Here is a 12920-nt window from a genome sequence, read left to right on the forward strand (position 1 = left end):
TCACAGAATTGAACATGCTAAGCGTCCGGCGCGGGCGCGGGCGCGGTGCGGGGCAGGTGCAGGAAGAAGGTCGAGCCCTTGCCGCTGATGCTCTCGACGTCCACCGACCCGCCCAGCAGCGTGGCCAGCTTGCGGCACAGCGGCAAACCGAGCCCGGTGCCCTTGACCTGGCGCTGCAGCGGATGCTCGATCTGGGAAAATTCCTCGAAGATCAAGAGCAGGTTGTCGGAACTGATACCGATGCCGGTGTCGCTGACTGCAAAGGTAACATGGTCGGGGCTGTCGTTGGCGCGCAGCTCGACGCAAATCTGGCCGTGCTCGGTAAATTTGAGCGCGTTCGAGATGAAATTGCGCAGGATTTGCGCCACCATGCCTTCGTCCGACAGCAGCAGCGGGCCCGGCGGCGGCATCACGAAGACCAGTTCCACGTGCTCGTGGTGGGCCAGCGGGCGCAGCATGCCTTTGAGCGCGCTGAACAGGTTGGCGACGTCGAGCGGCGCGACCGTCAGTTCCACCTTGCCCGCCTCGATCTTGGCCAGGTCGAGCAAATCGTTGACCAGTTCCGACAGGTCGCTCGCGGCAGTGGCGATGAACTGCACCTGCCGTTCCTGCTCCACGGTCAGCTCGCCGTCCATGCGGTCAAGCAGCAGCTTCGACAGCGCCCTGATCGAACTGAGCGGTGTGCGCAGCTCGTGGCTGGTATTGGACAGGAAGCGCGATTTCATTTCGTCGGCCTTGCGCAGGCGCTCGGCTTTTTCTTCCACCTCGGCATACAGCGCCACCACGCCGCGATTGGTGTCTTCCAGTTCGTGGGTGAGCGAGATCAGGTCTTCCTGGCGGTCGCGCAGTTCAGCCAGCGCCATGGCCAGCTCGCGGTTTTGCTGTTGCATTTCCGCCACCGTGTTTTGTACCGGGCTGGCAGCGAGTTCACCGCCCAGCTGCAGCAGGCGGTCGCGGTCGATATGCTGGCGTGGTCCCAGCGCTTTGAGCATCAAGACATGCAAGCCATGCTCGGGCGAGCCTTGCACGCTGCACTCGTCCATCAGGCGGTGCGCAGTGGCGACCGCGTTGTTCAGTTGCGACTGCGGCGATTCGCTTTCGATGCCGGATGCCAGTTCGGTGGCGCGCACGGGATCGCCGTCGGCACGGATGGTGACCACCAGCTGCTGCTGGTTGCCGGAGGAGTCAAGTGCGAACACCGCGCGCCCGCGCGCCAGCCGGCTCGAGGCGCAGCGCGCCACTTCCGAAACTGCCGTGGCGATGCGCACCTGGTCTTGCGCGCCAAAGCCGAGCAGCGCCGAGATCTGGCGCGCGCGCTGGCGCACTGCCACCACGTCCGGCTCGCTGTCGATGCCTACTTGCAGGATGCGGGTCTGCGGCATCATGCACGCTCCGGCACGCGGTAGACCAGCACGCTGGCGTCGTCGCGCTGGCGCGCAAAGTCGCGCAGCAGCACGGCCGCCACCACCGACGGATCGCACGCTGCCAGGCCCGGGTACTGGTCCAGGTCCCACTGGGTGCCGATGCCGTCGGTGGCCATGATCACCAGTGCGCCCGGGCCGCACTCCACGGTAAATTCCTGCACCTTGCGCATATTGTTGCCGACAATGCCGTTGTACGACGCCAGCTGGCGGCGGCCGCCAGCGTCGATCACGCAGGCGCTGATATTGCCGATACCGGTGAAGTGCAACTGGCCGGTGGCCGCGTCGAGCAGTCCCAGCGCCAGTGCCGCACCGCGCGTGTTGCGCAGCGCCGCATGGCACGCCTGGACCTGCTCGGCCGGACGCAGGCTTGGCTGCAGCGCCACCGTGGCAATTGCGGCGGCGGCGGCCTTGGCCGCTTCCGGCCCGTGGCCCAGGCCATCGACCATCATCAGCGCCGTATGCTGGCGGGCGCCAGCCACGGCCCAGGCGTCGCCGTTGGCGGTCTCGCCGGCCAGCGGCAGCGAGATGCCGCCGCTGGCCAGTTGCAGGCCCGGCGATGGCGTGCGCCACAGGCGCATGAAGAATACCGCGCCCTTGCCGCGCGGGGCATACACGTCGAACTGGTCGGACAGCCGGTGCAGGGCACCGAGGCCGGTGCCGGCGGTGCCGGCGCTGGAGCTGCCGTCGCGCAGCGCTTGCGCCAGGTTGCCGATGCCAGGCCCGGCGTCATACGCCACCACGTCGATGCCGTCCATGCTGTCGGCATGCACGGCAGACAGCACGATGGTGCCATCGCCGGCGTGCTTGAGAATGTTGGTGGCCGCTTCGGTGATCAGGAGGGCCAGCTGGCCGGCACGCACCTCGTCAAAGCGGGCATTGCTTGCCAGTAATTGGCCTGCGCGACGGGCGGCAGCAATGTCGCTGGCGTGGGTGATCGTGATCCAGGTGGAAGTCTCGACCGATTGATTTATTTTTTCCATTTAACAATGGCTACTGCCGTACCTTCTCCGCTGCGGGAATCTATGTCGAACTCGTCGACGAGGCGCTTGGCCCCGCCCAGTCCCAGTCCCATGCCGCCACCGCTGGTATAACCATCGCGCAGCGCCTGGGTGATATCCGCGATGCCGGGGCCGTCGTCGGCAAATACCAGCCGCAACCCCTGGCGCATGCCGCTGTCGATCACTTGCGCCAGCACCATGCCGCCGCCGCCATACTTGATGGTGTTGCGCGCCAGCTCGCTGGCAGCCGTGACCAGCTTGGTCTGCTCGACCAGGCTGAGCTTGAGCGCAAGCGCGTGCTCGCGCACCAGCTTGCGCACGCCTACCACGTGCTCGTCGGTGTGCAACGGCAAGGTGATATCGCTCTTGACGCGCGCGCCCGGCTCGGTGAGCAGGGTCGAGGCGAAGCGCACCGCGTCTTCGGCGCTGAGCGCGTTCATCGCTTGCCGAGCATGACCATGCCCTTCTCAACATTGAGCGCGGTCTTCACGCCGGGCAGGGTCAGGCCCAGCTCGACCAGCGTGATCGCCACCGCCGGCTGCATGCCAACGAGCACCGTCTGGGCGTCGAGCACGCGCGCCATGGCAGCGGTATTGCTGATCATGCGGCCGATGAAGGAGTCGACCAGGTCCAGCGACGAAATGTCGATCAGCACACCCTTGGCGCGGTCGCTGACGATGCGCTCGGTCAGATCGTCCTGCAAGGTCATGGCCAGGCGATCATGCATGTCGACCTGGATCGACACCAGCAGCAGGTCGCCGATACGGAGAATGGGAATCCGTTCCATGCTGGCCTCAGGCGGCGATGCGCGTGACGCGCGCGCCCACGCGGGCCAGCGCCACTTCGAAGGCATCGGCCAGAGTGGCCTTGGTCATCACGTCTTCCAGGTTCACGCCCAGGTGGACGATGGTCTGGGCGATCTGCGGACGGATGCCGGAAATGATGCAGTCAGCGCCCATCAGGCGCGCGGCGGCGATGGTTTTCAGCAAGTGCTGGGCCACCAGGGTATCCACGGTCGGCACGCCGGTGATATCGATGATGGCAATTGCGGCGCCGGTTTCGACGATTTTTTCCAGCAAGCTTTCCATCACCACCTGGGTGCGGGCGCTGTCGAGCGTGCCGATCAGCGGCAGCGCCAGCACGTCCTGCCACAGTTTGACCACCGGCGTGGACAGTTCCAGCAGCTCCTGCTGCTGGCGCACGATGATCTGGTCACGGCTCTTCTGGAATACTTCCACCGTGTACAGGCCCAACTGGTCGAGCAGGGTGGTGGAGCCCCACAGTGCGTCGGCCAGCACTGCGGGCTCGGCGCTCAATGCTTCGCGCAGCGCGGTAAACAACGATTGCTTGAGCGAGAATACGAAAGTGGCGGTTTCGCTCGGGGTGGAGCCTTGCTTGGCGCGCTGGTTGGAGATCTCGGCCAGCAGGTTGCGCACTTCGTCCCAGGCGCGGCCTTCGATATTGTCGGTGCCGCCGGTAACGGTGGCTTCCGGCAGCAAGCCCAGCAATTGCGTGCAATGGCGACGCAGTTGATCGGCGACGGCAGCGTCTTTTCGGAAGGACAGGCTGTTGAGATGGCCGATCCACGCCTCGAGGATCTGTTGTTCGTGTTCTTGTATGACGGCGCCAAGGCGGCGTGCGGTGTCGTTCGAGCTCATCAATTCCCCAATCAACTTTAGATTTATTTCCTGTAAGTATAACAATTGATCAAAATCTACGGTTTCATCAATCGTGTGCAACCTCAAAGCTTAGCCACTTTTTAATCTTTCGACTAGGGCGCAGGTCATTAAAATCATGTGATTTGGAAAATAAATGCTGCGCGTGCAAAATCGCGTGCTTTGTCGCCGTAACGTCAAACAAGACTGCTAAGATTAAGTTTCCCTTAATTTCAAACCGGATACTGTTGGCGCGGCGTCAACTTGCCGTTAGGGAGTGGACAATTAAATATAGGGAGTGCAAGTGGTCAGTGAATCAGTTTTGGCAGCGTCGGTGCAACGGGTGTGGTTCAATCGTGCGTTTTCGTCGGTGTATACCGCCATCAGCCTGATCCGCGAAGCGGACCGGGAACAACGTTACCACCTGATTTACTCGCACGTCGCGCCGGCCACTGCCGGCCAGGTTGCGCACCAGTTCGAACTGGAACCGGCCGGTCTCAAGGGTGACGAATACGTCGAATGGTGCCTGGCGTTCTGCCGCGAGCACGCGGTCGATATCTTTGTCACCGGTAAAGAGGCACGCCTGATCACGGCCGCCGGCGCACAGTTTGCCGCCCTGGGCGTGCGCGTGCTGTCGGCTGGTTCTGCCGAGACCTTGCAATTATTGCACGACAAGGCCCGTTTCTACGCCACGGTCGAGTGCCCGCAGGCGCCGCCACCGGAAGCGATCGCCGTCCACACCCTGGCCGAGTTCGATGCCGCCTACACCGAGCTGCGTGGCCGCTACAGCAAGCTGTGTATCAAACCATCGCAGTCGATTTACGGCCTCGGCTTTGCCCTGATCGACGAGCAGCGCAGCTGCGCCGAGCTGCTGATCGCCGGCGTGCAATACACCATCGGCCTGGCCGACTTGCGCGCCGGGCTGGCGCTGCTGCCCGAGTTCCGTACCATGCTGGTCATGGAATACCTGGAAGGGCGCGAATACAGCGTCGATTGCGTGGGCGACAATGGCAAGCTGGTCGTTGCGGTACCGCGCAAGAAGCCGCAATCGTCGTCGGCCACCGGCCAGCGCGTCGACATGCATGCCGACATCCTGGCCGCGTGCGCCACGCTGTCCGAACATTACGGTTTGAACGGCTGCTTCAACGTGCAGTTCCGTGAAACCGGCGATCAGCCGCGCCTGCTGGAAATCAATCCGCGCATGTCGGGCGGCATCAGCATGGCGTGCGCGGCCGGGCCCAATTTGCCGTATATCGCGCTGGCCGGCTTCGACCGCGGTTTTGAACACGTCGCCATCGCGCCGGTGCGCAATGGCGCGCGCGTGACCGAAGTCTCGATCGCCATGGAGCTGTGATGGAGCGGCTGGCTGAAAACCTGGCCGTGGCCTTTGCCGGCCAGGACGGCGATAACTTGCGGGTGGTGGACCTGCCAACCGGCAAGCTCACCGTCTCCGCGCGCGCTGGCGCTTATCCGCTCGACGCGCTGGTGGGCTTTGCCGCCCGCGCCAACGCCAAGCGTGGTTTCCTGTTCGTGAGCAAGGTGCTGGGCAAGCACTGGCCGGTGCGTCCGAGCGCCATGCGCGGCCTGCACCAGTCGCTGGCGCGCGGTTTGCCGCTCGATCTGCCGGGACCGGTGCTGTTCATTGCCATGGCCGAGACCGCCATCGGCCTGGGGCAGGGCGTGTTCGAGGCCTGGCTCGATGAAGACTCCGGCCGCGCGGCGCTGTTCCTGCACACCACGCGCTACCGCGTGGGCGACGCCCCGCTGATCGAATTCGAGGAAGCGCACAGCCACGCGCCGCGCCAGTTCCTGCACATGCCCGACGATCCTGCGCTGGCCGCCAAGTTTGCCCAGGCGCGGTCGATCGTGCTGGTCGATGACGAGGCCAGCACCGGCAACACCTTTGTCAACCTGGCGGCCGCCTGCCGCGCGGTGGCGCCCGCCATCGAGCATGTGCACCTGGTGACCATCACCAATTTCATGGGCGAGCAGGGCACCAGCCAGTTGCTGGGCCGCTTCGGCGTGCCGGTCACCCACAACGCCGCGCTCGAGGGCGCGTTCGTGTTCGAGGCCGGTCAGCTCGACACCGGCGCCGCGCCGGCCCAGCGCTACGACGCCAGCGCCGACCGCGGCGCCAGCGCCGCGTTCGGCAGGCTGGCGGTGGACCATGCGCTGGCGTTGCCGCCGTCCCTGGTGGCCGGACTGCTTGACCAGGTGCAGCCGGGTCAGCGCGTGCTAGTGCTCGGCACCGGCGAGTTCATGCACCCGGCCTACCTGCTGGGCCGGGCGCTGGAAGAGATGGGCGCCGACGTGGTGGTGCAATCGACCACCCGCTCACCGATCCTGGTGTGGGGTGCGGTGGCCAGTGCGGTGACATTCCCCGACAACTATGGCGAAGGCGTGGCCAATTTCATCTACAACGTCGCGCCCGGCCAGTACGACCACGTGCTGGTCTGCCACGAAACGCCGCCCACGGCAGCGCTGCACGAGCTCGCTGGCAAGCTGGGCGCGCGCCTGTTCCATTTCAAGTCGGAGAAGCTGGTTGAAGAAATTCCTGTTCGTTGACCTGGACGATACCCTGTTCAGTACCCTGGGCAAATGCGCCAGCCAGGCCGATCTGCACCCGGCCGCGTATTATTCGGACCAGTCGGTGTGTTCGTACACGACTGCGCGCCAGCGCGCCTTTCTGGCGCTGATGGACCCGGCCACCACGCTGATCCCGGCCACTGCGCGCCACCTCGATGCGTTCGGCCGGGTCGGTCTGCCTTTTAATAGCTACAAGATCCTCAACTTCGGCGGCCTGATCCTCGGTCCCGACAACCAGCCAGACCCGGCATGGCTGGCGCAGATGCGCGCCGACATGACGATCGCGCTGCCCGGCCTGAACCAGGCGGCAACCGTCATCAACGCGTGGTGCGAACAGCAGGGCCTGGCCTCGCGCGCCCGCGTGGTGGAAGACGGCGGCGTGCCGTATTACACCTTGATCAAGGACGTGGACAAGCAGGCCGAGCGCCTGGCGCCGATCGAGCACGAAGCGCTGGCGCCGTGGCTGGCCGGCGCCGGCAGCGGTTTTTATGTGCACCGCAACGGCAACAACCTGGCCGTACTGCCGCGCACGCTCGACAAGGCGGTGGCGGTGGCCTATGTGACGCGCCTCTTGCGCGTCGAGCATGGCGAGATTCTGACCCTGGGCATGGGCGACAGCAAGTCCGACGCGCGCTTCATGGCCGCCTGCGATTACGCCATCATCCCCAGCAACACCCAGCTGGCGGCATTGACGGTGGCGGCGCTATGACCGGCGCACCTTTTTCCGGCAGCTACCAGGCTGGCGACGTGCAGTTTTTGCTGCTCCAGCTGCCGGCACAGCAGTTCACCAGCGTGGCCGACAAGGAAGCGCTGATCCAGTCCGGCCGCAAGCATTACAGCGAAATGCTGTCGCCCGAATCGCTGCCGTCCGAGCGTTATTTGCAGGTATTCGAGGACGCGTGCGCGGCCAACCTGGCGCAGATGGCCCGCGATTGCCTGGCGCTGGCCGGCATGATCGCCGCCCGCCGTGCAGGCGACGTCACCGTGGTATCGCTGGCGCGGGCCGGCACGCCGGTCGGCGTGATCGTCAAGCGCTTGCTCGAGCAACGGTGCGGGCGCGGCGCCGTGCATTATTCGGTCTCGATCGCGCGCGATCGCGGCATCGACGCCGTGGCGCTGCGCCAGATCGTGCAACACCACGCACCCGAATCGATCGTGTTTATCGACGGCTGGACCGGCAAGGGCGTGATTTCGCGCGAGCTGGCGCACTCGGTGGCGCGCTTCAATGACGAACATCGCACCGCGATCGACAGCGGCCTGTACGTGCTGTCGGACCTGGCCGGCTCGGCCGCTTGCGCTGCCAGCGAGGCCGACTACCTGATCCCGTCGAGCATTCTGAATGCCACCGTGTCCGGATTGGTGAGCCGCACCGTGGTGGGCGCGCCGGACCAGTTGCACGGCTGCGTCTATTACGAAGCGTTCGCGCCGCACGACCGCTCGCGCCAGTTTGTCGATGCGGTGACCGCCGCCGCGCTGGCGCTGTCGCTGGATGGGGCAGACTTGCCGCATGCTGCGCTGGACCGCGCAGCGGCCGCCGCCACCTCGCGCGCCTGCCTGGCGCGGCTGCAACAGGAGTACGGCGTGGCCGACGTCAACCTGATCAAGCCGGGCATCGGCGAGGCTACCCGGGTATTGTTGCGCCGTGTGCCGCGCCTGCTGCTGGTCCGCGATCCGGCCAGCGCAGACGTGCGTCACCTGACCTTGCTGGCACAGGAAAAAAATGTGCCGGTCATCATCGATCAATCGCTGCCTTACCAGGCGGTATCCCTTATCAGGAGTGCTTTGGATGGCTAATTGGACGGTGAACAAGCCGATGGGCGCGTCGTTATACGTACCGACCACCCACAAGGATTTGCTGGAAATTGCCAACGGCATCAAATTGCCGAAGCTGCGCTCGGTGATTTTTTGCACCGAGGACGCGGTGGCCGACCGCGAGCTCAGTTATGCGCTGTTCAACCTGTCGGTGATGCTGGAAAACATGGACCCGGTAGGCGTGCTCGACCGCTTCGTGCGGGTACGCAATCCCGAGGTGCTCGAACGGGTGCTGGCCATGAAGGGTTCCGAACACCTGACCGGCTTCGTGATCCCGAAAGCTACGCGCGACAATTTCGACGCCTACTTCAAGCTGGTGCGCCAGACCGGGCACATGCTGATGCCCACGCTGGAAACAGCGGAGGTATTCGACGAGCGCGAGATGGTGGCGTTCCGCGACCTGCTGCGCGCGCCGGGCGTGGTGGGACGCATCCTGGCGCTGCGCATCGGCGGCAACGATTTACTGGCGCTGCTTGGCATACGCCGTCCCCGCAACATGACGATTTACCGCACCCCGCTGGGATCGGTGATCGCGCGCCTGGTCACGACGTTCGCACCGTACGGCTTCCGCCTGACGGCGCCAGTGTTCGAACACCTGGACCAGGAGGCCTTGCTCGACATGGAAGTGCAGGAAGACCTGGCGCACGGCCTGGTGGGCAAGACGGCAATCCACCCAGACCAGCTGCCACTGATCGAAATGCATTACCGGGTCCAGCCGATCGACGTCGCTGCGGCGGTGCGGATCATGGACGAAGCTAGTCCGGCGGTATTCAAGATGGGGAATTCGATGTGCGAAGTGGCAACGCATCGCGCGTGGGCGCAGACGGTGCTACAGCAGGCCAATCATTTCGGGACGTATCCCGATAACAGCCTGGCGCCGAATCCGGATAGTTAGGAAAAGCGAATAAGTTGAGGCTGGGGCAGGGGTGGCTATCCCCTGAGGTCAATCGAAACACGCAGCCGGGCCGTCACTCGGTAGAGGGTGACGGCCCGGCATCACGCCAGGCTTAACGCGCTGGCGGCGGTGCTGCCGGGTCTGGCGTAGTGCCGCCCGGTGGCGTGGTCGTGGTGCCGTCAGCCGGTGGCGTGGTTGCTGGCGGCGGCATGGTGTTGTCAACTGGTGGCGAGCCGGTCGGGGCCGTATTGGCCGGTGGTGCTACAACTTCAGGTGCGGGCGGATCAACTTCCTGCTTCTTGCAACCGGTAACAGCGGCGGCGGTCAGGATCAAGGCGAAAATAAACTTGGCTGGTGCGTGATGCTGTTTCATGTTGAGCTCCTTTTGGTGACAATCGAACTACAGTTTATGCATTCCTCAGCCCGTGCGCTATCGGCGCGCTTGCGGCCTGTTTGTAGGACTACTCAGCGGTCGGCTGTATCACTTCTTTCCTGATGGCATAGACTTTTGAGCCGGATACAGCGCCTGCTGGCCCGTCATCGCTCTCGATGGCGCCGGCAGATTGCCACCGGCAGCCTTGATGACCAGGTTGTCGAACCAGGCCATGCTCAGCTTGTCTTCATCCTTGTCTTTGTGCGTAGCGGCCAGGATGCCGGCCATGCCGGCGCCGTACAGATCGTCGGTGGCGGCAAGCTGCTGCTTGCCATCGACCAGCCCGGTAATCCGGTTGCCGGCAAAGCGCAGCGTCAGCGTATGCCATTGGCCTGCTTTCACGCCTGCCACGCGGCTGGCGGCCAGTTGCTTCTCGCCGCCCTCGGACGTGTCGTTCATGGCGCGGATCAAAGCCTGCTGCTCGGCATCGCCGACCGCCTTTTTCTTGTCCTTCTTGCCGCGGATGGCCACCAGCCGCAACGCGCCATCGTGACCCAGTTGCAGAAAGTATCCTTTCGGGATGAAACCGTAGCCGGTGCCGGCATGGTTGATGCGGCCCATGACAGCGGCCGATTCGCCCGCTTGCAGGTACACGTCCACGCTTACTTCGTAGTCGCGCCAGGCATCGTCGCCGATGATCGAATAAGGCTGCCAGTCGGGCGCCCACGAAATGGTGGGAATCGGCGCACTCTGGCGCAAACAGGTGCCAACGCGGGCCGGGCAGCGCGCCAGTTCGAAGGAACCGGCAATGTCGGCCAGGTAGCGCGGCTGGTGGCCCCAGGTGGCTGGCCGTGGATAGTGTTCAAACGTTTCGCGGTACGGGAACGGGAACGATGCCAGCGCCGGCACGTCGGCCACGCCGCCTTTTTGCTGGCCGCGCGTGGTGGTCAGCGAATACACGGCGTGCGGCTCGAGCGTGAGCGTCGCCACGCCGTCGCGCACCACGGCGTCGGCCTGGCGTACGAAATGCTCTTGCTCGGTGGTGCGCCACACGGCCAAGTCGCCATCCTTCAAGCCTTTGACGTTCAGTCGCAGCTGCTGTGCAGCGGGCGCGTCCTTGGTTTCGATGATCACGCTGTAGTCGCGCTCGGGCGAGGCCAGCGTGACGAAGGTGCCGCCGCCGGCCAGATCGCCGCTGCCGCCCTGCAGGTAGGTCCAACCCGTTTCGGTGAACTGGCCGTAGTGGGCATAGCCCCACAACACCGGGTTGACGCGGTAGTGGCCGCTCCACGGCCAGTTGGCGCGCACCATCGCCTCTTTTTCGCCCGAGTACGCCTGCATCGTGTAGAGGCCGGCAATGCCGTACCAGTTGACCACCTTGGTCACACCGCTGCGCACATAGTTTTCATTGAAGGACTGGACCATGCTGATCAGCCCGTCGTAGCCGGCCTTGTACACGTGCTGCTCGGTGTTCCAGATCGGCTTGCCCATGGCGGCCGCTTTGCGTTGCACTTCGACCGGCACCACCGACTTGGGCGGGTTGATGTGGGCGCCGACGATGTCGATGGCGTCGCGCAGTTCCGCATCCCGGGCCATGTCATCGACAAAGCGGAATTTCCATGGATCGGGCCAGTTGTCGAAGCCGTGCAGCTTGACCTTGCCGAAGTCGTTGGCATTGAGCGTGGTGCGCAGCGCCTTGGCGAAACCGTAGCTGGCGCCTTTCTCGTTGCGGATGCCGATGGCGTCGAACTCCATGCCATAGACGTTGCGCAAGCCCTTGAGCCAGCTGACGTAGTAGTTGGCCGTGTCCTGCGAGAAGAACCGCGCATCGCCCTTGTAATAATCGCCCGTGCTCTGCTCGAACAGTTGGCCTTGCCGGCCCAGCCAGCCGGGCGCGCTCCAAGCGGCGCCGTCGAGCGTGAGTTGCGGATTGCGGCGCCTGGCCTCGCGCATTTCCCACCACAGGTAGCCGCGTTCGTAGTTCAGGTCGTCGCGGGCGTGCATGTGGCTGGGCATCGAGCCCTGGGTGGCGTTGCCGTCGCCGGGAATTTCCACGTACAGGGCGCTGACCGACGCGCCGAACTTCGGTGTGAACACCAGGTCGAGGATCTCGCTGCGCTGCGGTTCCGGGTAGTCCTTGAGCAGCACGCCGGTGCCGCCCCCGCCTTCGACGATGCCGATGCCGTCGAAGCGCGGACCGCCGGCGTTGCCGTCGAGGATGATGGTTTGTTCGGCCGGCTGGCGGCACAGGGTGCCGGGATCGATGCGGTCGGCCATCGGCGTCTCGGCGTCGAGCTTGATGCCCTGGCGGCGCGCCGTGCGTTCGATCACGGTGCCGCCGCCCGGCTCGGCGTAGGCAGGATCGGACTGCGCCTGTTGCAGCGGCACGTAGCGGGCGCCGGCCGCATCCAGGCGTTGCAGCACGTCGGGCAGGGTCACCGCGCTCCAGCCGCCCAGGTGGGTGAGCAGCACCTGCGGAATCACGCGGCCATACACGCGCTGCGAGTCGGCCTGCATCTTGGCGATGCCGCGCTCGACCGCCGCCAGGTACTGGGTTTTCATGGTCGTGATCGCGGCCTGGTCGCCGCTGGCCACGCAGCGCGCGTAGGCGTCGGTATAGTCCCAGTCGTCGAACGAGAGGCTGACATCGGCCACGCGGTAGCCGCGTTCGCGTAGCCAGGCCAGCGCGGCGGGGCCACGGGCGCCGCCGCCGTCGAGGAACGGCAGGCGCAAATAGCGCCAGTCAGCACCTTGCATGCGCTGCGTTACGGCGGCTTCGCCAGCCTCCACGTCGGCCTGCCAGGCCGCCAGCGACGGCGCTTTCGACAGGCCCAGGTGGGTGGCGGTATGGTTGCCCAGCGGGTGGCCGGCGGCGCGCCAGGCGTCGAGCACCCTGGCGTCGTCGGCGGACTTGGTCAGCTTGCCGGCGTTGACGAAGCCGAACGCCTCGGTCACGCCGTGTCGCTTGAAGGTTTGCAGGTGCGCTTCGGCGATGGCCAGGCGCGTCATGCGCGGCGGCAGCAGGCCGTGGGCGGGCAGGTCATCGACGGTGACGGCAACGTCGAAACCCTGGGCGCAAGCGGCGCCGGAGAACAGCAGGGCGGCGGACAGGGCGGTCAGCAGTGGAGCTAGCAGTGAAGGAGCTGCGGTGGCACGGGCGAAGGTCATGGCGGGCGA

General features: G+C 65.1%; 12 protein-coding genes. 5 read left to right on the forward strand and 7 right to left on the reverse strand.

Going from position 1 to position 12920, the window contains the following annotated elements; translation table 11 throughout:
- Positions 1 to 17: 17 nt before the first annotated feature.
- Genes SR858_RS10095 through SR858_RS10115 form a run of 5 tightly spaced genes read right to left on the reverse strand, consistent with a single transcriptional unit; the run spans position 18 to position 4080 of the window.
- A complete protein-coding gene (locus SR858_RS10095; RefSeq protein WP_019920654.1) occupies positions 18 to 1385 on the reverse strand; it encodes an ATP-binding protein in 1368 nt (455 codons plus the stop codon).
- A complete protein-coding gene (locus SR858_RS10100) occupies positions 1382 to 2404 on the reverse strand; it encodes an ATP-binding SpoIIE family protein phosphatase (protein WP_019920655.1) in 1023 nt (340 codons plus the stop codon). The genes SR858_RS10095 and SR858_RS10100 overlap by 4 nt, the downstream gene beginning before the upstream one ends.
- Entirely contained in the window at positions 2392 to 2862 is a 471-nt protein-coding gene (locus SR858_RS10105) for an anti-sigma regulatory factor (protein ID WP_019920656.1), read from the reverse strand. Before SR858_RS10105 ends, SR858_RS10100 begins: the two co-directional genes overlap by 13 nt.
- Entirely contained in the window at positions 2859 to 3209 is a 351-nt protein-coding gene (locus SR858_RS10110) for an STAS domain-containing protein (protein ID WP_019920657.1), read from the reverse strand. The genes SR858_RS10105 and SR858_RS10110 overlap by 4 nt, the downstream gene beginning before the upstream one ends.
- Before the next feature lie 7 nt (positions 3210 to 3216).
- The gene (locus SR858_RS10115) at positions 3217 to 4080 is read right to left on the reverse strand and encodes an STAS domain-containing protein (RefSeq protein WP_019920658.1); all 864 of its coding nucleotides are present in this window, start codon (positions 4078 to 4080) and stop codon (positions 3217 to 3219) included.
- A gap of 301 nt (positions 4081 to 4381) precedes the next feature.
- Between SR858_RS10115 and SR858_RS10120 the strand changes: the two genes are divergently transcribed.
- Genes SR858_RS10120 through SR858_RS10140 form a run of 5 tightly spaced genes read left to right on the forward strand, consistent with a single transcriptional unit; the run spans position 4382 to position 9370 of the window.
- Positions 4382 to 5431, forward strand: a complete 1050-nt coding sequence (locus SR858_RS10120; protein WP_322534542.1) for an ATP-grasp domain-containing protein — start codon at positions 4382 to 4384, stop codon at positions 5429 to 5431.
- Positions 5431 to 6642, forward strand: coding sequence for a phosphoribosyltransferase domain-containing protein (locus SR858_RS10125; protein ID WP_019920660.1), 1212 nt, complete (start codon positions 5431 to 5433; stop codon positions 6640 to 6642). Before SR858_RS10120 ends, SR858_RS10125 begins: the two co-directional genes overlap by 1 nt.
- Positions 6620 to 7372, forward strand: coding sequence for an HAD family hydrolase (locus tag SR858_RS10130; protein WP_019920661.1), 753 nt, complete (start codon positions 6620 to 6622; stop codon positions 7370 to 7372). Before SR858_RS10125 ends, SR858_RS10130 begins: the two co-directional genes overlap by 23 nt.
- Complete coding sequence (locus SR858_RS10135) at positions 7369 to 8457, forward strand: cysteine protease StiP domain-containing protein (protein ID WP_019920662.1); 1089 nt, start codon at positions 7369 to 7371, stop codon at positions 8455 to 8457. The genes SR858_RS10130 and SR858_RS10135 overlap by 4 nt, the downstream gene beginning before the upstream one ends.
- Positions 8450 to 9370: an HpcH/HpaI aldolase/citrate lyase family protein gene (locus SR858_RS10140; protein ID WP_019920663.1), complete on the forward strand. Its 921-nt coding sequence runs from the start codon at positions 8450 to 8452 to the stop codon at positions 9368 to 9370. Before SR858_RS10135 ends, SR858_RS10140 begins: the two co-directional genes overlap by 8 nt.
- A gap of 112 nt (positions 9371 to 9482) precedes the next feature.
- Here SR858_RS10140 and SR858_RS10145 read toward each other — a convergent pair whose 3' ends face one another.
- Together SR858_RS10145 and SR858_RS10150 are read right to left on the reverse strand one after the other, a co-directional pair.
- A complete protein-coding gene (locus tag SR858_RS10145) occupies positions 9483 to 9743 on the reverse strand; it encodes a hypothetical protein (protein ID WP_056148503.1) in 261 nt (86 codons plus the stop codon).
- A gap of 108 nt (positions 9744 to 9851) precedes the next feature.
- Positions 9852 to 12911 (reverse strand): family 16 glycoside hydrolase, encoded by a 3060-nt coding sequence (locus SR858_RS10150; RefSeq protein WP_019920664.1) that lies wholly within the window; start codon positions 12909 to 12911, stop codon positions 9852 to 9854.
- Between the last annotated feature and the right edge of the window lie 9 nt (positions 12912 to 12920).

Source organism: Duganella zoogloeoides, from assembly GCF_034479515.1.
Taxonomy (GTDB): Bacteria; Pseudomonadota; Gammaproteobacteria; order Burkholderiales; family Burkholderiaceae_D; genus Rugamonas; species Rugamonas zoogloeoides.